This is a genomic window from Nocardiopsis sp. M1B1, assembly GCF_052466615.1.
In genome coordinates this window covers 883,272-905,685 of sequence record NZ_CP196194.1, presented here as the reverse complement: position 1 = coordinate 905,685, position 22,414 = coordinate 883,272, and the positions used below count along the sequence as shown (strand labels likewise).

16 protein-coding genes and 3 rRNA genes are annotated in these 22,414 nt (G+C 68.6%); 8 read left to right on the top strand and 11 right to left on the bottom strand.

Annotated features, from left to right (window positions below; genetic code table 11):
- The first annotated feature begins 9 nt into the window (after window positions 1-9).
- Complete coding sequence (locus tag ACSTA4_RS04150) at window positions 10-480, top strand: DUF1707 SHOCT-like domain-containing protein (RefSeq protein ID WP_444962470.1); 471 nt, start codon at window positions 10-12, stop codon at window positions 478-480.
- Window positions 481-570: 90 nt separating this feature from the next.
- On the opposite strand, the gene sucD is transcribed toward ACSTA4_RS04150, so the two are convergent.
- The 3 genes from sucD to ACSTA4_RS04135 all read right to left on the bottom strand — a co-directional run bounded on the left by sucD (window position 571) and on the right by ACSTA4_RS04135 (window position 3,469).
- Window positions 571-1,449, bottom strand: coding sequence for a succinate--CoA ligase subunit alpha (sucD, locus tag ACSTA4_RS04145; protein WP_416025467.1), 879 nt, complete (start codon window positions 1,447-1,449; stop codon window positions 571-573).
- A gap of 14 nt (window positions 1,450-1,463) precedes the next feature.
- Window positions 1,464-2,645, bottom strand: a complete 1,182-nt coding sequence (gene sucC / locus ACSTA4_RS04140; protein ID WP_444962469.1) for an ADP-forming succinate--CoA ligase subunit beta — start codon at window positions 2,643-2,645, stop codon at window positions 1,464-1,466.
- Between the two features lie 413 nt (window positions 2,646-3,058).
- A complete protein-coding gene (locus ACSTA4_RS04135; protein ID WP_017568668.1) occupies window positions 3,059-3,469 on the bottom strand; it encodes a cobalamin B12-binding domain-containing protein in 411 nt (136 codons plus the stop codon).
- 146 nt (window positions 3,470-3,615) lie between these two features.
- Between ACSTA4_RS04135 and ACSTA4_RS04130 the strand changes: the two genes are divergently transcribed.
- The 4 genes from ACSTA4_RS04130 to ACSTA4_RS04115 all read left to right on the top strand — a co-directional run bounded on the left by ACSTA4_RS04130 (window position 3,616) and on the right by ACSTA4_RS04115 (window position 7,577).
- The gene (locus tag ACSTA4_RS04130; RefSeq protein WP_444962468.1) at window positions 3,616-3,939 is read left to right on the top strand and encodes a hypothetical protein; all 324 of its coding nucleotides are present in this window, start codon (window positions 3,616-3,618) and stop codon (window positions 3,937-3,939) included.
- A 157-nt stretch (window positions 3,940-4,096) separates the two neighbouring features.
- Entirely contained in the window at window positions 4,097-5,698 is a 1,602-nt protein-coding gene (locus ACSTA4_RS04125; protein ID WP_444962467.1) for an AlkA N-terminal domain-containing protein, read from the top strand.
- A 50-nt stretch (window positions 5,699-5,748) separates the two neighbouring features.
- Window positions 5,749-6,312 (top strand): methylated-DNA--[protein]-cysteine S-methyltransferase, encoded by a 564-nt coding sequence (locus ACSTA4_RS04120; RefSeq protein ID WP_444964092.1) that lies wholly within the window; start codon window positions 5,749-5,751, stop codon window positions 6,310-6,312.
- Window positions 6,313-6,509: 197 nt separating this feature from the next.
- Window positions 6,510-7,577: a M23 family metallopeptidase gene (locus tag ACSTA4_RS04115; RefSeq protein WP_444962466.1), complete on the top strand. Its 1,068-nt coding sequence runs from the start codon at window positions 6,510-6,512 to the stop codon at window positions 7,575-7,577.
- A gap of 89 nt (window positions 7,578-7,666) precedes the next feature.
- Here ACSTA4_RS04115 and rrf read toward each other — a convergent pair.
- From rrf to pcrA, 4 genes are all read right to left on the bottom strand, one after another.
- A 5S ribosomal RNA gene (gene rrf / locus ACSTA4_RS04110) occupies window positions 7,667-7,782 on the bottom strand.
- Window positions 7,783-7,886: 104 nt separating this feature from the next.
- Window positions 7,887-10,982 (bottom strand): 23S ribosomal RNA (locus tag ACSTA4_RS04105).
- Between the two features lie 322 nt (window positions 10,983-11,304).
- Window positions 11,305-12,837 (bottom strand): 16S ribosomal RNA (locus ACSTA4_RS04100).
- Together the 16S, 23S and 5S rRNA genes form the textbook arrangement of a ribosomal RNA operon.
- A gap of 538 nt (window positions 12,838-13,375) precedes the next feature.
- On the bottom strand, window positions 13,376-15,727 hold the full coding sequence (gene pcrA / locus ACSTA4_RS04095; protein WP_444962465.1) for a DNA helicase PcrA: 2,352 nt from the start codon (window positions 15,725-15,727) through the stop codon (window positions 13,376-13,378).
- A 167-nt stretch (window positions 15,728-15,894) separates the two neighbouring features.
- Here pcrA and ACSTA4_RS04090 point away from each other — a divergent pair, with 167 nt between their 5' ends.
- Entirely contained in the window at window positions 15,895-16,824 is a 930-nt protein-coding gene (locus ACSTA4_RS04090; RefSeq protein ID WP_248774795.1) for a nucleoside hydrolase, read from the top strand.
- Between the two features lie 199 nt (window positions 16,825-17,023).
- Here ACSTA4_RS04090 and ACSTA4_RS04085 read toward each other — a convergent pair whose 3' ends face one another.
- Together ACSTA4_RS04085 and ACSTA4_RS04080 are read right to left on the bottom strand one after the other, a co-directional pair.
- The gene (locus ACSTA4_RS04085) at window positions 17,024-17,695 is read right to left on the bottom strand and encodes a response regulator (protein ID WP_248773528.1); all 672 of its coding nucleotides are present in this window, start codon (window positions 17,693-17,695) and stop codon (window positions 17,024-17,026) included.
- A gap of 171 nt (window positions 17,696-17,866) precedes the next feature.
- Window positions 17,867-19,069 (bottom strand): ATP-binding protein, encoded by a 1,203-nt coding sequence (locus ACSTA4_RS04080; protein WP_248773527.1) that lies wholly within the window; start codon window positions 19,067-19,069, stop codon window positions 17,867-17,869.
- Between the two features lie 219 nt (window positions 19,070-19,288).
- Here ACSTA4_RS04080 and ACSTA4_RS04075 point away from each other — a divergent pair, with 219 nt between their 5' ends.
- Window positions 19,289-20,713, top strand: coding sequence for a PspC domain-containing protein (locus tag ACSTA4_RS04075; RefSeq protein WP_444962464.1), 1,425 nt, complete (start codon window positions 19,289-19,291; stop codon window positions 20,711-20,713).
- Window positions 20,700-20,924 (top strand): hypothetical protein, encoded by a 225-nt coding sequence (locus tag ACSTA4_RS04070; RefSeq protein ID WP_248774794.1) that lies wholly within the window; start codon window positions 20,700-20,702, stop codon window positions 20,922-20,924. Before ACSTA4_RS04075 ends, ACSTA4_RS04070 begins: the two co-directional genes overlap by 14 nt.
- Before the next feature lie 240 nt (window positions 20,925-21,164).
- On the opposite strand, the gene rsmA is transcribed toward ACSTA4_RS04070, so the two are convergent.
- Both rsmA and ACSTA4_RS04060 read right to left on the bottom strand, forming a co-directional pair.
- Window positions 21,165-22,046 (bottom strand): 16S rRNA (adenine(1518)-N(6)/adenine(1519)-N(6))-dimethyltransferase RsmA, encoded by an 882-nt coding sequence (rsmA, locus tag ACSTA4_RS04065; RefSeq protein ID WP_444962463.1) that lies wholly within the window; start codon window positions 22,044-22,046, stop codon window positions 21,165-21,167.
- A 155-nt stretch (window positions 22,047-22,201) separates the two neighbouring features.
- Window positions 22,202-22,348 carry a hypothetical protein gene (locus ACSTA4_RS04060; protein ID WP_444962462.1) on the bottom strand — a complete coding sequence of 49 codons (147 nt, stop codon included), beginning with the start codon at window positions 22,346-22,348 and terminating at the stop codon, window positions 22,202-22,204.
- Window positions 22,349-22,414 lie beyond the last annotated feature (66 nt).

Sequence of the window (22,414 nt, the reverse complement as noted above, 5' to 3'; positions counted from 1 at the left end):
CGGTCCCGCATGGCAGGCTCCGAACACCCGCGTCCCTACCGCCTCTCCGACGCCGAACGCGACCACGCCCTGACCAGGCTGCGCACCGCCTTCGAGGAGGGGCGCCTGGACATCGACGAGCACCAGGAGCGCGCCTCCCTGGCGGTGCGCGCCGTCACCTCCTCCGACCTGGTCCCCCTCTTCGACGACCTGCCCGCGACGGACACGCGCGCCCCCGGTGCGGGGCGCGGGGGCGCGCCGGTTCCGGAGCCGCGCCGGGGGGACGGGGGGACCGCACCGGCCTGCGCTGACAGCGGGGGCCGCTCCGCGCCCTGGTGGGGCGTGCTGCCCTGGGTGGGCTTCGTCTTCCTGTTCTGGGGGCTGCCCGCCGTCCTGGACGGAAGCCGCGAGGCCCTCGTCGGCTGGGGGATCTTCCTCGCCGTGATGATCGTCCCCCACGTCGTCGTGGGCGTGGCCGGGCACTTCCGCCGCCCCACCTGACGTCCGGGCGGCGGGCTCGGGGCGCACACGACAACGGCTCCGCCTCACCGCTGAGCGGCGGGGCGGAGCCGTTGTAGGTACCGGAACGCGTCAGAACAGCGCGCGCACCAGCTGAGCGGTCTCGCTCGGAGTCTTGCCGACCTTGACGCCGACGGCCTCCAGCGCTTCCTTCTTCGCAGCGGCCGTGCCCGAGGAACCCGAGACGATCGCGCCCGCGTGGCCCATCGTCTTGCCCTCCGGAGCGGTGAAGCCCGCCACGTAACCCACCACCGGCTTGGTCACGTTGTCGCGGATGAACTCCGCCGCACGCTCCTCGGCGTCCCCGCCGATCTCACCGATCATCACGATCACGTCGGTGTCCGCGTCGGCCTCGAACGCCGCCAGCGCGTCGATGTGCGTGGTCCCGATGATCGGGTCCCCGCCGATGCCCACCGCCGAGGAGAAACCGATGTCACGCAGCTCGTACATCATCTGGTACGTCAGCGTCCCGGACTTGGACACCAGCCCGATCCGGCCCGGCTTGGTGATGTCGGCCGGAATGATGCCCGCGTTGGACTGGCCCGGCGTGATCAGCCCGGGGCAGTTGGGGCCGATGATGCGGGTCTTGTTGCCCTTGGCCTGGGCGTGGGCCCAGAACGCGGCCGTGTCGTGCACCGGGATGCCCTCGGTGATGACCACGGCCAGCCCGATCCCGGCGTCGATGGCCTCGAAGACCGCCTCACGCGAGAACTTGGGCGGCACGAAGATGACGGTGACGTCGGCGCCGGTGGCGGCCATGCCCTCGGCCACCGACCCGAAGACGGGCACCTCGGTGCCGTCGAAGTCGACCTTCTGACCGGCCTTGCGGGGGTTGACCCCGCCCACGATGGTGGTGCCCGAGGCGAGCATACGCCGGGTGTGCTTGGTGCCCTCAGAGCCCGTCATGCCCTGGACGAGTACCTTGCTGTCCTTGTTGAGGAAGATAGCCATGGTGTTTGTTTCCCCTACTTCGCCGCGAGCTCGGCGGCCTGAGCGGCGGCGCCGTCCATCGTGTCGACCTGTCGCACGGCCGGGTGGGCCCGCTTGGTGAGGATCTCGCGGCCCAGCTCGGCGTTGTTGCCGTCCAGGCGCACGACCAGCGGCTTGCTGACGTCGTCGCCGCGGCTCTCGAGCAGCTCCAGGGCCTGGACGATGCCGTTGGCCACCGCGTCGCAGGCGGTGATGCCACCGAAGACGTTGACGAAGACGCTCTTGACCGAGGGGTCGCCCAGGATGATGTCCAGGCCGTTGGCCATGACCTCGGCCGAGGCGCCGCCGCCGATGTCCAGGAAGTTGGCGGGCTTGACGCCGCCGTGGGCCTCGCCGGCGTAGGCGACCACGTCCAGGGTGGACATGACCAGGCCCGCGCCGTTGCCGATGATGCCGACCTCGCCGTCGAGCTTGACGTAGTTGAGGCCCTTGGCCTTGGCGGCGACCTCCAGGGGGTCGCCCTCCTCGGCGAAGGTGAGGCTCTCCAGGTCCTGGCGGAACTCGGCGTTCTCGTCCAGGGTGACCTTGCCGTCCAGGGCGACGACCCGGCCGTCCTTGGTCAGGATGAGCGGGTTCACCTCGACGAGGGTGGCGTCCTTGCCGACGAAGGCGTCCCACAGCTTGGTGATGACCTCGGTCGCGCCCTCGACGGCGGCCTCGGGCAGCTTGCCCGCCTTGACGATCTCCGCCGCGATGCTGGCGGGAGCGCCGGTCAGGGCGTCGACCGGGAACTTGGCGACGGCGTCGGGGTTGGTCTCGGCGACCTCCTCGATGTCCATGCCGCCCTCGGCGGAGCAGATGGACAGGAAGGTGCGGTTCGCGCGGTCCAGCAGGAAGGAGAAGTAGTACTCCTCCGCGATGTCGGAGGCCTCCTCGACCAGGACACGGTGGACCGTGTGGCCCTTGATGTCCATCCCGAGGATCTGCTCGGCCTTGGCCTGGGCGTCCTCGGGGCCGTCGGCGACCTTGACGCCGCCGGCCTTGCCGCGACCACCGGTCTTGACCTGCGCCTTGACGACGACGCGGGGCTTGCCGGCGGCGGCGAACTCATCAGCGATGGCACGCGCCTCAGCGGCCGTGCTCGCCACCTTCCCCTGGGGTACGGGAACCCCGTACTCTGCGAAGAGTTGCTTCGCCTGGTATTCGAACAGGTCCACGAGGGTCCGTCCTTGTAACTCGCTGGCTCAGGATGTCTACCGGGGTGGCCTCGTCCGGATCGGCTGTGACCCACTGACACGTGTCACACGGGGCGCACGAGGCACAACCCCGCGGGCTGCGCCGCTTACAGAAGATCGAGATCGCCGCGGCGTTGCCACCCGCGACATGCGCAAAGCTTAGTCGCCTGAAATCCGGCCGCCAGACACCGGGGGCCGGGTTGACCGGCCCCGGCCCGTCCCAAAAGCCGCTCAGGCGGCGTCGCGGAAGCGCCCGCGTGGGAAAATATGTGACCAGGGACACGACATAACACCACGGGGGTGCCTTTCGCCCGGATACGGCCCCCCGAACGGGTGCGACCAACATCACCCGGCGAAGGCGGGGTCGAAGGGAACTCCGCTGGCGCGTGAGGGGTTCAGGCCGCGTGCGCCGGGCGGACGTTCTCCCGCACCCAGTCGGCGATCTCCGAGGTCGGAGCGCCCGGAGTGAAGATCTTGGCGACGCCCAGGCGTTCGAGCTCGGCGATGTCGGCGTCGGGGATGATCCCGCCGCCGAACACCCGGATGTCCTCCGCGCCGTTCTCCTTGAGCAGTTCCAGGACCCGGGAGAACATGGTCATGTGGGCGCCGGAGAGCACGGACAGGCCGATGGCGTCGGCGTCCTCCTGGAGCGCGGCCGCCACGATCATCTCGGGCGTCTGGCGCAGGCCCGTGTAGATGACCTCGACCCCGGCGTCACGCAGCACGCGGGCCACGATCTTGACACCGCGGTCGTGCCCGTCCAGCCCCGGCTTGGCTACGACGATCCGTGCTGCGCCCTCGGCCATGGCAAACCCCTCACGAGTGTTCCCCCGACCGCCCGGCCCTCCTTGTGGGAGGCCCCCGGGTGCGCGGGGACGAGACGATGAACTCGCATGAAGGGTAACGCAGGTCACTGTCGGGTGGCGGGCGCGGGGACGGGTATCGTCCGAACATGGGAGACGATGTCACCGAATTCGACCAGACCAGCACAGAGGACCTGCGGGACCGCGCCGTCGAACTGGCACGGCAGCGGTGGGACCTGCGCTTCTTCTGGCGGCTCCTCAGGCTGATTCCGGCCGCCGAGGCGGCGGCGGGCAACGAGGAGGCCAGTGAGGCGAGCGTCGCCCAGCTGTCCGGTTTCGTGTACGAGGCGCTGTCCGCCGAGACCGACCCGGACGTCCAGGAGGCGTTGCGCCCGGTGTACGTGCAGTACCTCCTCGACCACGGTGAGACCGCCGAGGACGTGGCCGAGGACAGGGACGCCGGGGCCACCTGAGCCCCTCGTAGGCGACGGCCCTCCGGGCCGGTGGGGCCCGCGGAGCCGCCCGGCCCGGAGGCGGCGGGCCCCACCGCACCGGAGCCGGGGAGCACGCGCGTCGATGTCCGAAAACCGCCAGCTTCGGTGTGCCGCGTCGGCGAACATGGATGGCGTGATGGACGACGACCAGCGCTACCGCGCCGTACACAGCAGGGACGCCCGCTTCGACGGCGTCTTCTACACAGCCGTGCGCACCACGGGTATCTACTGCCGTCCGAGCTGCCCGGCCGTCACCCCCAAACGCGCCAACGTCCGCTTCTTCACGACCGCCGCGGCCGCCCAGGAGTCGGGGTTCCGCGCCTGCAAGCGGTGCCGCCCCGATCTGACCCCCGGCTCGCCGGAGTGGAACCTGAGGGCCGACGTGGTCGGCCGCGCGATGCGCCTCATCCAGGACGGCGCCGTGGACCGGGGCGGCGTCAGCGCCCTGGCCTCGGCGGTCGGCTACAGCGAACGCCAGCTCAACCGGCTGCTGTCGGCCGAGGTGGGCGCGGGGCCGCTGGCCCTGGCCCGGACCGAGCGCGCGCAGACCGCGCGGGTGCTGGTGGAGACCACGGACATGCCGATGGCGGACGTCGCCTTCGCCGCGGGGTTCGCGAGCGTGCGCCAGTTCAACGAGACGATGCGCGCGGTGTTCGACCGCTCCCCCACCGAGATGCGGACCATGGGCGGTCGGCGTGCGTCGACCGCCGCGGGGTCGCGTGCGGGGAGCGCCGGCCCTCCGGCCACCGAGCCGGGGACGGTCACGCTGCGGCTGCCCTACCGGGAGCCGATCGACCTGGCCCGGATGCTGAGGTTCCTCGGAGACCGCGCGGTGCCGGGCGTGGAGGAGTACCGGGACGGGGTCTACCGCAGGACGCTGATGCTGGCGCACGGTCCCGCCGTGGTGGAGCTGTCCGAGGGGGCCGGGACCGGCGGGGGGCACGTGCTGTGCCGTCTGCGGCTGTCGGAGGCGCGCGACCTGACCAGCGCCGTGCGCAGGTGCCGCAGGCTGCTCGACCTGGACGCCGATCCGGGTGCGGTGGCCGAGGCCCTGGGCGGCGACCCCCTCCTGGGACCGATCGTGGCCGCCCACCCGGGACTGCGGTCGCCGGGGCACGTGGACCCGGCCGAGCTGGCGGTCCGGGCGGTCCTCGGCCAACAGGTGTCGGTGCGTGCGGCCCGCACGCTGGCGGGACGGCTGGTGGAGCGGTTCGGCGAACCGCTCACCCCGGGACTGGAGGCGCCGGGCGGAGGACTCACCCACGTGTTCCCCTCCCCTGACGCGCTCGCCGCCGCCGACCCGGCCGGTTTCTCCATCCCGGTCGCGCGGGGACGCGCCCTGGCGGGGCTGTGCGAGGCGATCGCCTCGGGGTGGATCGACCTGGGGCCCGGATGCGACCGGGACGAGGTCGAACGGCGCCTGGTGGAGCTGCGCGGCATCGGTCCGTGGACCGCCGGTTACGTGCGCATGCGGGGTCTGGGCGATCCGGACGTGTTCCTGCACGGCGACCTGGGCGTGCGGATGGCGCTGGAGGCGGGGGGCAGGCGGGCGACCCCCGCGGCCGCCGCGCGCGAGGCCCGGGAGTGGAGCCCGTGGCGGTCCTACGCCAACCACGCGCTGTGGGCGTCGTTGGCCGACCGGGAGCGGAAGAGCACGGCCGTTCGGGCAGCGGTGGTCGCACGGGAGGGCGTGCGGGGTGTTTCGAGGCAACGTCGGGAACGGAAGGAGTCGGCATGAGCACGCGGCAGGCACAGGCGGTCGGGGGACCGGGGCAGGAGGAACAGGGCATGCTGGCGTTCGATGTGGAGCCGAAGGCGCCCCCGAGGGTGGCGACGGTGGAGTTCCGCGCTCCCCTGCCCGGACCGACGCGGTACACGACGATGCCGTCACCGGTGGGCGACCTGACCCTGTTCGGTGACGGCGCGGCCCTGGCCGGCGTGCTCACCCCGGCCAAGGACGGGCGGACGCGGGTGGTCCCGCAGGACTGGGTGGCCGATCACGAGCCGTTCGCCGACGCCGAGAAGCAGTTGGAGGCGTACTTCGCGGGCGAACTGCGCGAGTTCTCCCTGCCGCTGGCCCCAGTGGGGACCGACTGGCAGTTGAAGGTGTGGGCGGCGTTGACGACCATCCCGTTCGGCGAGACCGCGAGCTACGGCCAGCTGGCGGAGGAGCTGGGGAGGCCGACCGCCTCCCGGGCCGTGGGCATGGCCAACGGTCGCAACCCGATCAGCATCATCGTGCCGTGCCACCGGGTGATCGGTGCGAACGGTTCGCTCACCGGGTACGCGGGCGGCCTGGAGCGCAAGGAGTTCCTCCTGGGCCTGGAGGGCAGGGTCGCGGGCATCCGCTGACCTGGGAGGCCACCGGCCCCGTTCCCGAGTGCGGGAGCGGGGCCTTCAGCTGTGAGCGGCACCTGCGGGTGGCACCGCGTGAAACGCCGCCCTTACACCCCTTGTCGGGGCACGGACTCGTCATTACTCTTCGGTAACTGTGCGCTCACACCCCTGCGCGCACGGTCCCGATGACTCCGCCCCCACAAGGAGAAGAGTTGCCACCCCCTACCACCCCCGGTCTCCGTTCCCCGGTGTCCAGAACCCGCCCCCTGGGCGTCGCCGCCGTGGCCGTCACGGCCTCGGCCGTTCTGGCCGTCACCGCCCCCACCGCCCACGCCCAACCGATCCCGGCGGGAACCCCGCTCGCCTCCGCCGACAACGTCGAGATCACCGTCGACGGCGGCACCGCCGAAGCCCTCCCGGGCGGGTCTGCCGCCGCGTCCGCAGAGGACGTCCTGGCCGAATCGGTGGTCGCGAACGTCCTGCGGGAACGGAATTCGACCCTCGGCGCGCTCTCCCGCCAGGAGCGCGACGTGCGGGTCGACGTCCGCGAGGCCGCCGAAGGCTCGGCGTTCGGCGTCGCCATCGTGACCGCGCCCATGAACGCCGACGAGAGCCCCTACGCCTGGCTGTTCGCCGCCGACTACGAGGGCTCCGCGTGGACGGTGGGGTTGGAGGGAACCGAGGAGTTCTCGTCCATCCTGGCCGACTCCGCGCTGCTGGAGGAGGAGGAACGGGAGACCGTCGCGGCCTCGACGGACCCCTCCGGGGTCTCCACCAGCAGCTACACCGGCGTCGGCCTGCCGTTCGCCATCGGCTCTTCGATGATCATGACGGGAGGACCGCACGGCAACAGCGGAGGCCGTCCCTACAGCTCGGTGGACTTCGCGGGCGGCAGCGGCCAGGCCCGCGCGGCCCGCGGCGGCTACGCCTACAGCCTGTGCACCGGCTGGACGCGGGTGATCCACGACAACGGGTACTCCACGGACTACTACCACCTGGAGAACTATCAGTGGCTGCCCGGCAACAACGTCGGGGTCGGCCACTATCTGGGCACCCAGGGCAACAGCCTCTGCGCCGGCGGTTCGACGACCGGTGCGCACATCCACTTCTCGCTGCGGGGGTACAGCGACCCCAACGCCGCCGGGTGGTACGTCGCCCTGCACGGCAGGACCCTGGGCGGCTGGACCTTCGTAGAGGGCGCCGCCTACGGCGGCTACGCCTACCGCAACGGTGTCGGAACCGTCTACCCGGGCGGCTCGATGTACAACTACGGGTTCTAGGCGCCCACTGATTTCACAAGTGCACATGTAAGCCCGTGAAAAGGGGGAGGGGTCGCCCCAACAGGCAACCCCTCCCCCTTCAAGAAAAACCGTGGCAGCGACCTACTCTCCCACCCCACCACAGGGCAGTACCATCAGCGCAAAGAGACTTAACGACCGGGTTCGGAAAGAGACCGGGTGTGACCCTCCAGCAATAACCACCACGGAAACCACACACCACCCACCCGACTCCACCCACCCCACAAGGACAGGGAATCACAGCGAGCAGCAAGCTCCGTGAAAAGTGTGCGCGAACATCCAATTATCTGCAGCGGACAAGCCCTCGGCCTATTAGTACCGGTCAGCTCCACCCCTCACAGGGCTTCCACACCCGGCCTATCAACCCCATCGTCTATAGGGAGCCTTACCCTCTCAAAGGAGGCAGGAGACCTCATCTCGAAGCAAGCTTCCCGCTTAGATGCTTTCAGCGGTTATCCCTCCCGAACGTAGCCAACCAGCCATGCCCTTGGCAGGACAACTGGCACACCAGAGGTTCGTCCGTCCCGGTCCTCTCGTACTAGGGACAGCCCTTCTCAAGTCTCCAACGCGCACAGCGGATAGGGACCGAACTGTCTCACGACGTTCTAAACCCAGCTCGCGTGCCGCTTTAATGGGCGAACAGCCCAACCCTTGGGACCAACTCCAGCCCCAGGATGCGACGAGCCGACATCGAGGTGCCAAACCATCCCGTCGATATGGACTCTTGGGGAAGATCAGCCTGTTATCCCCGGGGTACCTTTTAGCCGTTGAGCGACACCGCTTCCACACGCCGGTGCCGGATCACTAGTCCCAGCTTTCGCTCCTGCTCGACACGTCCGTCTCACAGTCAAGCTCCCTTGTGCACTTACACTCAACACCTGATTACCAACCAGGCTGAGGGAACCTTTGGGCGCCTCCGTTACTCTTTGGGAGGCAACCGCCCCAGTTAAACTACCCACCAGACACTGTCCCCGAACCGGATCACGGTCCAAAGTTAGATGCCCGAAACAGTCAGAGTGGTATTTCACCAACGCCTCCACCGCCACTAGCGTGACAGCTTCACCGGCTCCCACCTATCCTACACAAACCATCCCAAACACCAATGTCAAGCTATAGTGAAGGTCCCGGGGTCTTTCCGTCCTGCTGCGCGAAACGAGCATCTTTACTCGTAGTGCAATTTCACCGGGCCCATGGTTGAGACAGTGGGGAAGTCGTTACGCCATTCGTGCAGGTCGGAACTTACCCGACAAGGAATTTCGCTACCTTAGGATGGTTATAGTTACCACCGCCGTTTACTGGCGCTTAGATTCCCAGCTTCGCAGGGGCGAACCCCCACTAACCAGTCCTCTTAACGTTCCAGCACCGGGCAGGCGTCAGTCCGTATACAGCGTCTTACGACTTCGCACGGACCTGTGTTTTTAATAAACAGTCGCTTCCCCCCGCTATCTGCGACCCCACCCAGCTCAGGATGCAAGATCCGTCACCAGACAGGGCTCCCCTTCTCCCAAAGTTACGGGGACAATTTGCCGAGTTCCTTAACCATGGTTCACCCGAACGCCTCGGTATTCTCTACCTGACCACCTGCGTCGGTTTAGGGTACTGGCCACACACGAACTCGCTAGAGGCTTTTCTCGACAGCATGGGATCACTCACTTCACCAAAAACGGCTCGGCATCACGTCTCAACCTTCATGGTGTGCGGATTTGCCAACACACCGGCCTACACGCTTACCCCCGGACAACCACCGCCGGGTAGAGCTACCCTCCTGCGTCACCCCATCACTTACCTACTACAAGCTCGGTTCCCAGACCAGTAAGTCAAAGCTCCCCGAAGGGACCCAAGACCACCAGCGTGGTTAGCATCACCTGATTCAGTACTGGACGCTCGTGCACGGGTACGGGAATATCAACCCGTTATCCATCGACTACGCCTGTCGGCCTCGCCTTAGGTCCAGACTCACCCTGGGCGGATTAACCTGCCCCAGGAACCCTTAGTCAATCGGCGGCAACGTTTCTCACGTTGCTTTCGCTACTCATGCCTGCATTCTCACTCGCACGCCCTCCACCACACGATCACTCGGCAGCTTCACCGGACGCACGACGCTCCCCTACCAACCCAAGAATCTAGTCTTGAGCTTCACAGCTTCGGCGGTGTGCTTTAGCCCCGCTACATTATCGGCGCAGAACCACTTGACCAGTGAGCTATTACGCACTCTTTAAAGGATGGCTGCTTCTAAGCCAACCTCCTGGTTGTCTCAGCAACTCCACAACCTTTCCCACTTAGCACACGCTTAGGGGCCTTAGCTGATGATCTGGGCTGTTTCCCTCTCGACTACGAAGCTTATCCCCCGCAGTCTCACTGCCGCGCTTCACTTCACCGGCATTCGGAGTTTGTCTGACGTCAGTAACCTTGTCGGGCCCATCAGCCAAACAGTAGCTCTACCTCCAGCAAGAAACACGCGACGCTGCACCTAAATGCATTTCGGGGAGAACCAGCTATCACGGAGTTTGATTGGCCTTTCACCCCTACCCACACCTCATCCCCCAGGTTTTCAACCCTGGTGGGTTCGGGCCTCCACGAGGTCTTACCCCCGCTTCACCCTGGACATGGGTAGATCACTCCGCTTCGGGTCCACAGCATGCGACTCAAACGCCCTATTCAGACTCGGTTTCCCTACGGCTACCCCACCCGGGTTAACCTCGCCACACACCATGACTCGCAGGCTCATTCTTCAAAAGGCACGCCATCACCAAACACGAAGTTCAGCTCTGACGGCTTGACAGCACACGGTTTCAGGTACTATTTCACGACCCCTCACCGGGGCACTTTTCACCTTTCCCTCACGGTACTAGTGCACTATCGGTCACCAGGACGTATTTTGGCTTAGCAGGTGGTCCTGCCAGATTCACACGGACTTTCACGGGCTCCGCGCTACTCGGGAACACATCAACGTCTAGCCGGTACCTTCATCTACGGGACTCTCACCCACTCCGGTACCGCTTCCCAACGGTTTCAACTACCACCGACATCAACGCTCCAGGCCGGCAGACCTGAACAGACATGTCCCACAACCCCGCAAACGCAACGACTGCCGTCTATCACACGCCTACGGTTTAGCCTCTTCCCCGTTCGCTCACCACTACTAGGAGAATCACTGTTGTTTACTCTTCCTACGGGTACTGAGATGTTTCACTTCCCCGCGTCACCACCAACCACCCTATACATTCAGATGGCGGCAACCCGACACAACTCGGGCTAGGTTTCCCCATTCGGACACCCACGGATCACAGCTCGGTTGACAGCTCCCCGTGGCCTATCGCGGCCTCCCACGTCCTTCATCGGCGCCTGGTGCCAAGGCATCCACCGTGTGCCACTATCACTTGGCCACTACAGATAATAAGATGCTCGCGCACACTATTCACAAATCAAAACACCAACCGCATACCCCAACACCACTCACACCACCAGGATCCTCGTCCTGACGACAACTGAGAGTTCTCAGAGGCGGTCCGCGGGAACCAACACCCACTCCAAACCGGAGCAGAGGTTGTTTCCTCAGACACCCAACAGCGCGCCCCCGGACGCTTCTAGTCGCCCGAGGTCAAGTTCAATTTGTCTTTGAGCCATCCTGGATACTGCACGCAGCACCAGGTCCACTTTCGAGTCCGGCCGGCTGTAGAAGTAATGCCGACCTGTAAAGACTCCTTAGAAAGGAGGTGATCCAGCCGCACCTTCCGGTACGGCTACCTTGTTACGACTTCGTCCCAATCGCCAGCCCCACCTTCACTCACTCCCTCCCACAAGGGGTTAGGCCGCAAGTTTCGGGTGTTGCCGACTTTCATGACGTGACGGGCGGTGTGTACAAGGCCCGGGAACGTATTCACCGCGGCGTTGCTGATCCGCGATTACTAGCGACTCCACCTTCATGGGGTCGAGTTGCAGACCCCAATCCGAACTGAGACCGGCTTTTAGGGATTCGCTCCACCTTACGGTATCGCACGCCCATTGTACCGGCCATTGTAGCATGTTTGCAGCCCAAGACATAAGGGGCATGATGACTTGACGTCATCCCCACCTTCCTCCGAGTTGACCCCGGCAGTCTCCCATGAGTCCCCACCATTACGTGCTGGCAACATGGAACAAGGGTTGCGCTCGTTGCGGGACTTAACCCAACATCTCACGACACGAGCTGACGACAGCCATGCACCACCTGTCACCCGCCAACTAAATGACCTCACATCTCTGCGAGTCCACGGGTGATGTCAAACCTTGGTAAGGTTCTTCGCGTTGCGTCGAATTAAGCAACATGCTCCGCCGCTTGTGCGGGCCCCCGTCAATTCCTTTGAGTTTTAGCCTTGCGGCCGTACTCCCCAGGCGGGGCGCTTAATGCGTTAGCTACGGCGCGGAAACCGTGGAAAGTCCCCACACCTAGCGCCCAACGTTTACGGCATGGACTACCAGGGTATCTAATCCTGTTCGCTCCCCATGCTTTCGCTCCTCAGCGTCAGGTAAGGCCCAGAGACCCGCCTTCGCCACCGGTGTTCCTCCTGATATCTGCGCATTTCACCGCTACACCAGGAATTCCAGTCTCCCCTACCTACCTCTAGCATGCCCGTATCCACTGCAGAACCGGAGTTAAGCCCCGGTCTTTCACAGCAGACGTGACACGCCGCCTACGAGCTCTTTACGCCCAATAATTCCGGACAACGCTCGGACCCTACGTATTACCGCGGCTGCTGGCACGTAGTTAGCCGGTCCTTATTCCCCACCTACCGTCAACCCGAAGAGAACTTCGAGCCTGCGTTGGTGGTAAAAGAGGTTTACAACCCGAAGGCCGTCATCCCCCACGCGGCGTCGCTGCGTCAGGCTTTCGCCCATTGCGCAATATTCCCCACTGCTGCCTCCCGCAGGAGTCTGGGCCGTGTCTCAGTCCCAGTGTGGCCGGTCGCCCTCTCAGGCCGGCTACCCGTAATCGCCTTGGTAGGCCGTTACCCCACCAACAAGCTGATAGGCCGCGAGCCCATCCCTGACCGAAAAACTTTCCACCCTCCACCATGAGGTGGCGGGTCGTATCCGGTATTAGACGGCGTTTCCACCGCTTATCCCAGAGTCAGGGGCAGGTTGCTCACGTGTTACTCACCCGTTCGCCGCTCGTGTACCCCGAAGGGCCTTACCGCTCGACTTGCATGTGTTAAGCACGCCGCCAGCGTTCGTCCTGAGCCAGGATCAAACTCTCCATAAAGGTCACTCAACCCAACCCGCGTCCCCCGGAGGGTCCGTTCGGGCGGGTAAACCTAGAAGTAATCCTGACCAACCGGGTTACCCCGGCTAATCAAAGGAACCTCCGCACACGAACCGGGATGGTTCTGTGTGACGGGGCCAAAACAAACATGGCTTAAAGAAAATCAAACACGCGCTGTTGAGTTCTCAAGAAACAACCGCTCTTCGCTTACAAGGCCACTCGATGAGAGTGTCGCTTTTCCGCCGAAGGCGTTGTGCGTTTCCGCTTTGTTGTGTCTTTACTTTATCAGGTGTTCCGCGCCCCGCCAAATCGGCGGTTTGTGGTGTTTCTGATCGGGGTAAAGCCCGTTTCCTGTTTCGCTTCCATGTTTCCTTGGAAGCGCCCTCCGAGCTTACCCGCACCGAAGCAGTGCTCGGAACGGTGATCCGGAGGAAGGGGTTGACCGGCCCGTCCGCGGGAACCGCGTCCGTCTCGCTCGGTCTTCCCCAACTCTACCCCCGGCTCGGAGTGCTCGGGACACGTTCGCCGGAACCCGGCCTCAGAGCTTCTCGATCGGCGCGTACTTGACCAGGAAGTCCTTCTCACCGATGTCCGCGCCGAAGTCGATGCGGGCCTTGGTCCTGTCCCCGGCCCCCTCCACCAGCTGCACCCGGCCCATGCCGAAGGAGTCGTGGTTGACCAGGTCCCCCACGCTGAGCGTGGGCGCCTCCTTGGCCGCCTTCGCTCCCCCTCGCGACCGGGAGCCACCGCCGAAGGTGCCGCCGAAACCGCCCCCGCCTCCGCTGCCGAAGCCCCCGGAGCCCCGGCCGCCGATGCTGCGGCTGGGCGGAGCGGCCAGGGTGGACTCGGCGCGGCGCCAGTCGACCAGGGACGAGGGGATCTCGTCCAGGAAACGGGAGGCGGGGTTGTAGGAGGGGGTCCCCCAGGCGCTGCGCACGGCGGCGCGGCTGACGTACAGCAGGCGCTGCGCACGGGTCAGGCCCACGTAGGCCAGGCGGCGCTCCTCCTCCAACTGCGTCTTGTCTCCGAGCGTGCGGGTGTGCGGGAACACCCCGTCCTCCATCCCGGTGAGGAAGACCGCGGGGAACTCAAGCCCCTTGGCCGCGTGCAGGGTCATCAGCGTGACCACGCCGCCCTCGTCGTCCTCGTCGGGGATCTGGTCGGTGTCCGCGACCAGGGAGATCCGCTCCAGGAAGTCGACCAGGGTCGGCGCTCCCGGGTCGACGGCCCCGGCGGCCTCCTCCCCGTCCTCCGTGGGCTCCTCCTCCAGGAGGGCGGCGAAGGTGTGCTCGAACTCGCGGGCGACGTCGACGAACTCCTCCAGGTTCTCCACCCGGCTCTCGTCCTGGAGGTCCTTGGACTCGGCCAGCTCGGACAGGTACCCCGTCTTGCTCAGCACCGCCTCGACGATCTCCGCGGGCGTGCCCTCGGGCACGGTCTTCTCCAGCTCCTCCAGCAGGGCGGTGAAGTTGAGCACCGCCTTGACCGAGCGGGCGGCCATACCGGGGATCTCGTCCACCCGGCGCAGGGCCCGGGAGAAGGAGATGCGCTCGCGGGCGGCGAACAGCTCGATCGACTCCTCCGCGCGGGCGCCGATCCCGCGCTTGGGCACGTTGAGGATGCGCCGCAGGCTGACGGTGTCCTCGGGGTTGGCCAGGACCCGCAGGTAGGCGAGGACGTCGCGGATCTCCTTGCGCTCGTAGAAGCGCACGCCGCCGACGATCTTGTAGGGCAGCCCGGTGCGGATGAACACGTCCTCGAACACGCGGGACTGGGCGTTGGTCCGGTAGAACACCGCGACCTGGCTCGGGGTGAGAGTTCCGTCGTCGGTGAGCTTGTCGATCTCGCCGACCACGAAGGCGGCCTCGTCGTGCTCGTTGTCGGCGACGTAGCCGACGATGGCCGGTCCGTCGCCCTGTTCCGACCACAGGTTCTTGGCCGGGCGGCCCTCGTTGCGGTCGATGACCGCGTTGGCCGCGGACAGGATGGTCTGGGTGGAGCGGTAGTTCTGCTCCAGGAGGATGGTGCGCGCGTCCGGGAAGTCGCGCTCGAACTCCAGGATGTTGCGGATGGTGGCGCCGCGGAACGCGTAGATGGACTGGTCGGCGTCGCCGACCACGCACAGCTCCGCGGGCGGCACCACGCTGGTGTCGGAGCCCTCGGCCACGCCGACCAGTTCGCGGATGAACACGTACTGGGCGTGGTTGGTGTCCTGGTACTCGTCGACCATGACGTGCCGGAAGCGGCGCCGGTAGTACTCGGCGACGTCCGGGAACATCTGGAACAGGTTGACGGTGACCATGATCAGGTCGTCGAAGTCCATCGCGCCCGCCTCGTGCAGGCGGCGCTGGTAGAGCTGGTAGGCCTCGGCGAGCTTCTTCTCCTGCTCGGTCTGGGCCTGTCCGGCGAACGTGTCGTAGTCGACCAGCTCGTTCTTGAGGTTGGACACCTGGGCGGAGAAGGACTTGGGCGGGAACCGCTTGGGGTCCAGGTCCATCTCCTTGCACACCAGCTGCATCAGGCGCGCGGAGTCGGCGGAGTCGTAGATGGTGAAGCTGCTCGGGTAGCCGAGCCGGGCGGCCTCCCTGCGCAGGATGCGCACGCACGCGGAGTGGAAGGTCATGGTCCACATGCTGTTGGCGGCGCGCACGCCCAGCAGCGCCTGGATGCGCTCGCGCATCTCGGCGGCGGCCTTGTTGGTGAAGGTGATGGCGAGGATCTCACCCGGGCGGACGCCGCGCGCGGCCATGAGGTGGGCGATGCGGTGGGTGAGGACCCGGGTCTTGCCGGACCCGGCACCCGCCACGATCAGGAGCGGGGAGCCGCTGTGGGTGACGGCGTCGCGCTGGGGACCGTTCAGACCTTCGAGAAGCTGTTCTTGGGAGGACACGGCATCCAGGTTACGGCCGCCCGGTGACGCTGCCGCCCCCGTCCACGGGGACGGCCCCCCGCAAGCCCGTTTTGTCGGGCAAAAGCTCCCTGACCGGCGTCTTACCCTGTTTCGGTAGGGGCCTCCGGTCGGGGGCCCTCGTGTTCTGAGAGGGAGTTTCCTTGAGCATGCGTGTGTTCGTCGACTGCGACCCGGGGATCGACGACGCCGTCGCGCTCGCCTACCTGGCCGCTCGGCCCGAGGTGGAGATCGTCGGCGTCGGGGCGGTCTTCGGCAACAACAGCGTGGACGTCACGGCCGACAACGCGCTGCGGCTGCTGGAGCTGTACGGCCGCCCGGACGTCCCGGTGGCGGTGGGCGCCGCGCGTCCGCTGGTGCAGCCGCCGAAGCTGGCCGCGCACGTGCACGGAGGCAACGGTCTGGGGGACGTGGAGCTGCCCGAGCCCGCGGGTCGGCCGGTGTCGGAGACGGCGGCCGGGCTGCTGGTGCGCCTGGCCCGTGAGAACCCGGGCGAGATCGACGTGCTGGCCGTGGGGCCGCTGACGAACCTGGCGATCGCGCTGGCCCTGGAGCCGGAGCTGCCGAGGCTGGTGCGGCGCCTGGTGGTGATGGGCGGCGCGGTGCGCGTGGCGGGCAACGTGTCCTCGCACGCCGAGGCCAACATCAGCAACGACCCGGAGGCGGCTGAGGCGGTGTTCGCGGCGGGGTTCGACCTGGACCTGGTGGCGCTGGACATCACGATGAAGACGGTGGCCACCACAGAGTGGCTGGCGGAGCTGGCCGCGGTCGCGGGCGAGCGCGCCGTGCGCACGTCGGCGTTCCTGGACTTCTACGCCGACTTCTACTCGGGGATCTTCGGGGTCCGCCAGTGCGCGATGCACGACCCGCTGGCCGCGGCGGTGCTGGTGGACCCGCACCTGGTGACGGAGTCCTTCGAGGCCCCGGTGCAGGTGGAGCTGACCGGGACGCTGACGCGGGGGATGACCGTGGCGGACCTGCGTCCGCGCCCGAGGGACGGCGAGCGCCGCCCCGCGCGGGTGGTCACGGGCGTGGCCGAGGACGAGTTCCTGGGTCGGATGCTCGACTCGCTGCGCTGAGCGGTCCCGCCGGGGTTGTCCACAGGTCGCGGGAGGGGGTGGCGGCGCGCCCCCGAACGGTGGTCCCATGGATTGTGGGGGGTCCCCGGGGGCTCCTGCTTCGCCGTGCCCCGCGGTCCGCGCCCGGTGGCCCGGACTCCGTGGCCCGCGCCGGGCGAAGCGCACGCGGGAGACAGGGGCGCGGCGTCCGGCGCCGGGCTCAGACCAGCCTGCGGGCGGTGGCCCAGCGGCTCAGCTCGTGGCGGTTGGACAGCTGGAGCTTGCGCAGCACCGAGGACACGTGCGTCTCCACGGTCTTGACGGAGATGAACAGCTCCTTGGCCACCTCCTTGTAGGCGTAGCCGCGCGCGATGTGGCGCAGGACCTCGCGCTCGCGCTGGGTGAGCCGGTCCAGCTCGGGGTCCACCGGAGGGGCGTCGGTCGCGGAGAAGGCGTCCAGCACGAACCCGGCCAGGCGCGGGGAGAAGACCGCGTCGCCGTCGGCCACGCGCACGATGGCGTCGGCCAGCTCCCTGCCGGAGATGGTCTTGGTGACGTAGCCGCGGGCGCCGCCGCGCACCACGCCGATGACGTCCTCGGCGGCGTCGGAGACCGACAGTGCCAGGAAGCGGATCTGGGGGTGCTGGGCCAGGACACGGCGCAGCACCTCCACGCCGCCGCCCCCGGGCAGGTGGACGTCCAGCAGGACGAGGTCGGGCTGCTTCTCCCCGATGACGTGCACGGCGGCGTCGACGTCGCCGGCCTCGCCGACCACGTTCACGGCGTCACCGAGCTCACCGCGCACACCGCTGCGGAACAGCCGGTGGTCGTCCACGATCACGACGCGGGGGACCGCGTCACCGCTACTGAAGGTCGTGTTCTCGTCTGCCACACCGTGGACTCTACCCACGTCGGGGCGGACGGGGACACCGGCGTCGGGGGCTGTCCGCTTCCGGCCGTCCTCCGACACCGTCGCCGGCCGTTCCGCCGACCGTTCCGGCGGTCGCTCCGGAGGCGGGACCGGCGACCGGGGCCGCCCGCGCCCCGTGCCCGGTCCGTGGGGCTAGGGCAGGTCGGGGATGCGCGGCATGCGCAGCTGCACCTCGGTGCCCTCGCCGGGGCCGGTGCGGATGCGCGCGGAGCCGCCGTGGCGCTCCATCCGGCCCAGGATGGAGCCGCGCACGCCCATGCGGTCCTCGGGGACGGCGTCCATGTCGAACCCGGCGCCGCGGTCGCGGACGAACACCAGCACCTCCTCCTGGTCGACCTCGCCGAACACCGAGATGCTGTCCGTCCCGGCGTACTTGGAGGCGTTGACCATGGCCTCGCGGGCGGCGCGGAGCATGGCCGCCAGCGCGTCGTCCATGGGGCAGTCGCCCACGCACACCACTTCGAGGGGGACCCCGTGCTCCTCCTCGACCTCGGCGGCGACGCGTTCGAGCGCGGGCGAGACGGTGGTGTCGGCGTCGGCGGGCCGCTGGTAGAGCCAGCTGCGCAGGGCGCGCTCCTGGACGCGGGCGAGGCGCTGCACTTCTCGGGGGTCCTCGGCCCGGCGCTGGATGAGGGTCAGGGTGTGCAGGACGGAGTCGTGGATGTGGGCGGCGAGTTCGGCGCGCTCGGCGTTGCGGATGCGCTCGCGGCGCTCCTGGTCGCGTTCGCGGACCAGCCCGATGATCCAGGGGGCCACGATGAGCGCGATGCCCGCGAGCACGGTGAAGGCGAAGGTCAGGCCGGCGCGGGCGTTCTGGAGCTGTTCCTGGAAGACGAGGAAGCCGATGGCGCCGACGACGACGAGCAGCACGCCCGCGCCCGCGCGCATGATGCCCTTGGGTGAGGAGCGGCTGACGGTGCTGGTCATCCACTGGTCGCGCTGGGACGGGTTGGCCTGCTGCCAGAGGATGATGCCGCCGAGGGCGCCGAAGACCACGAACCACAGCAGCGGGTCGAAGACGCCGCCGAAGAGCAGGAACAGGAGGCCGAGTCCGGCGGCGAGGCCGACGTAGGCGACGAGCTGGGAGAGGTCGCGGCCCTTGCGTCGGCTCTCGGACTCGGCTGCCCCCTCCTCCGGGGAGTCGTTGGGCACGAAGAAGTAGAGGGCGGCGTAGACGGCGATGCCGATGCCGCCCACGGACAGCGCCATGAAGGCGAGGCGGACCACCACCGGGTCCAGGCCCAGGTGGCGGGCGAGCCCGGCGGCGACGCCGCCGAGGAGCCTGCCCCTGACCGCGCGGGTGAGCCGCGGGGTGTCCGCGGCCGTTGCTGCCACCGCCCGATCACCGCTTTCGTCCGTGCGGCGGGGAGGATGTACGCGCCCGCCGCGTTCGTGGGTCCTGTGCTGTCCAGGATGCCCCCTCCGGAGCGGGCCGGGCATCGGGGGCGCGCCCCTGGTCCTGGCCGGGCCCCCGTCAGGGTGGGTTCAGGGTCGTCCCGGATGTGCTGGTGGGCGGCGGCGGGTGACCATGGGTGGGTGAGGAGAGCGCGGTGAGTGACCATGACTGACGATCCGGTGCCGGAGGGCGCCCCGGCGGCGTCGGCTTCCGGTACGGCGGAGGCGGACGCCGGGGATTCCGTGCGCGAGCTGCGCAAGGGGGACGAGGACAAGGTCCTGGCCGGTGTGTGCGCGGGCCTGGGCCGGTACACCGGGGTCGATCCGGTGGTGTGGCGTGCGGCCTTCGTGCTGACCTCGTTCGCCGGGGCGACGGGTCTGCTGCTCTACATCGCCGCGTGGATGCTCATGCGCGACGCCCAGGGTGTTCCGGCGACGTTCGAGCAGATGCTCGACCGCGGCATCCCGCCTCGTACGGTGCCCAAGCTGCTCGCGGTGGGGTTGGCGGTCGCGACGACGTTCAGCCTGGTCGGCGGACTGGGGTGGTCGACGCTGGTGCTGGCGGTGCCCCTGGTGCTGGGGCTGCTGGCCGCGCGCAACCGGGGCGTGGACCTTCGGACGGCGTTCACCGAGCTGCGCGAGGACCTGCGGGCCACGGACCCGCCGCCCGCGACTCCGTCCCCGGAGCCGACCGCGACCTACTACAACCCGGCCCAGCCGTGGGCGTCCGCGCCGCAGGGGCCGGTTGACCTGGCGGTGGTGGCGGAGCGCGGCGCCGCGCGGGACGCCGAGGGGGACGAGGACGAGGAGGAGGGGCGTTCCGGCGAGCCGGGCGGGTCCGGCGCGCGGGGGGCGGAGGACGGGGGACGCGGTCCCGGTGGCAGGCGTCTGCCGCTGGCCTCCCTGGCCCTGTGGACGGTCGTGGCCGGGGCGGTCGTGGTGTCGGTGCTGGAGTTCGGCTGGTCGTCCTCGCTGTGGAGCGGGCGGACGGCCGACCTGCTGTTCGGACCGGAGACCGGGGTGTTCTTCCTGGCCGGGTCGCTTGCGGTGGTAGGCGTGTACGCGCTGGTCGGCGCCTGGGCGGGTGATCCGCGGGGGCTGCTCCCGATGGGCGCGGCGGCCGTGCTGCTGGTGGTGCTGGCGTCGGTGACCGACCTGACCCGGGTGCGGATCGGCGACGAGACGTGGCGGCCGACCACGGTGGCCGCGGCCGAGTCCGGCGACCACCGGCTCACCGTGGGTTCGGCGACCCTGGACCTGACCGGGCTGGAGGACCTGGAGCCCGGCGAGGCCGTCGACGTGTCGCTGTGGATGGGGGCGGGGCGCGTGGAGCTGGTCCTGCCCGAGGACGCGGAGGTCGCGGTGCACTCGACGATCGGTCTGGGGGGCGTGGACCTCGGCGAGGGCGGGCGGGACGACGTGTTCGGGGTCACCCTGGACTACGAGGAGGTCCACGGGGCCGCGGCTGAGGCCGGGGCCCGGGACGAGGAAGCGCGGGGCGGCGACGGGGCCGGGCCCCCGCGGATCAACGTGCGCACCGACTCACTGGTCGGGGTCGTGGAGGTGAAGCGTGGCGGAGCGTAGGACTGACTGGGGCTCGCTGGTCGCGGGCCTGCTGTTCCTCGGCCTGGCGGTCGGGTTCGTCATGCGCGGCACGGGCGACTGGGAGTTCAACGTCCTGTGGGTGCTGCCGGTGCTGTTGGCGGGTCTGGGCGCGGCCGGGGCGGCCCGAGCGCTCGCCCGGCACCGGCGCGAGCGGCCCGCCGCGAAGAGCCGCTCCGACACCTTGGAGTGACGGACACGCCCCCGGAGGCGGGGGCTGCGAGAACCACAACGGAAAACACAAGGACCCGCTGGGGACGCGGGAAACGCGGGGCGCCGACCGGGACGGGGAGGCGCCCCGCGGCTTGTCCCGCGGAGGCTGGATACTGCGGGCGCGGCTTCTGTTCGGGTGCCCGGGAAGCGCCCGGGGACGGGCGGGGCGGATGCCCTCGGCGCGCCCCGGCGGCCAAGGTCGGGCCCGGTCCACCGTGGCTCAGGGCCGCGGGCGCTGCTCGGCGATGGCCGCGAACGCGGTCACGTCCAGCGACTCGCCCCGGGCCGAGGGGTCCACGCCCGCCGCGCGCAGGGCGGTCTCGGCGGCGGGCGGCGAACCGGCCCACCCGGCCAGGGCGGCGCGCAGGGTCTTGCGGCGCTGCGCGAAGGCGGCGTCGATCACCCTGAACACCTCCTCGCGGCTCGCCGTGGTGTCGGGCGGCGGGCGGCGGATGAGTTCGACCAGCCCGGAGTCGACGTTGGGGGCGGGCCAGAACACGTTGCGGCCGACGGCTCCCGCGCGGCGGGCCCCGGCGTACCAGGCGACCTTGGCCGAGGGCACCCCGTAGACGCGGCCGCCCGGGGAGGCGGTGACGCGGTCGGCTACCTCGGCCTGCACCATGACCAGGACCCTCCGCAGGCTGGGCAGCAGCTCCAGCAGGTGCAGCAGGACCGGGACGGACACGTTGTAGGGCAGGTTGGCCACCAGCGCCGTGGGTTCGGGTCCGGGCAGCCCGGTCACGCGCATGGCGTCGCCGTGGACGACGGTGAGCCGGTCGGCGAGGTCGGGCGCGTGGTCGGCGACGGTGCCCGGCAGTGCCTCGGCCAGCGCCGGGTCGATCTCCACGGCGGTCACGTGGCGCACGTGCGGGAGGAGTGCCAGGGTGAGCGAGCCCAGGCCCGGGCCGACCTCGACGACGGCGTCCTCCTCGGTGACCCCCGCGACCCGCACGATGCGGCGGACGGTGCCGTGGTCGATGACGAAGTTCTGGCCCAGGGTCTTGGTGGGCCGGATACCGAACCGCTCCGCCAGTGTCCGCACGTCGGCGGGGGTGAGCAGGCGGGAGCGGTCGTCGGGTGCGGGTGTCTGTGTCACCCCCACATCTTGCCAGCTCCCGCGCGTCGTCCCGTTTGCGGCGAATCCGGGCGGTGGCCCACCCGGTCCTCCGGTCGCCGTTGCGCTCCGGGTCCGGGTCAGTCGAACAGGTGCGTGCCGCAGTGGGGCCACTGGCTCCGCCAGTCGCCGCCGACGCTGTCCTAGAGCTGCTGGGCGCGCCGGGTCTGCTCGGCGGGGGCGGGGGCGGCGGCCGCGACCGGGAGCGGGAGGCGCCGCCGGGCGCGTCGCCGTCCTCGGGTGCGGCGGGCGCCCTTCCCCGAGGCGGGGGTCTCCGGGGTGCTGGACATGGCGGATTCGTCGTTTTCGTAAAGGTCGGTACGGTTTTCCCGTGTTCTGTCCGCACGGGTGCGCTC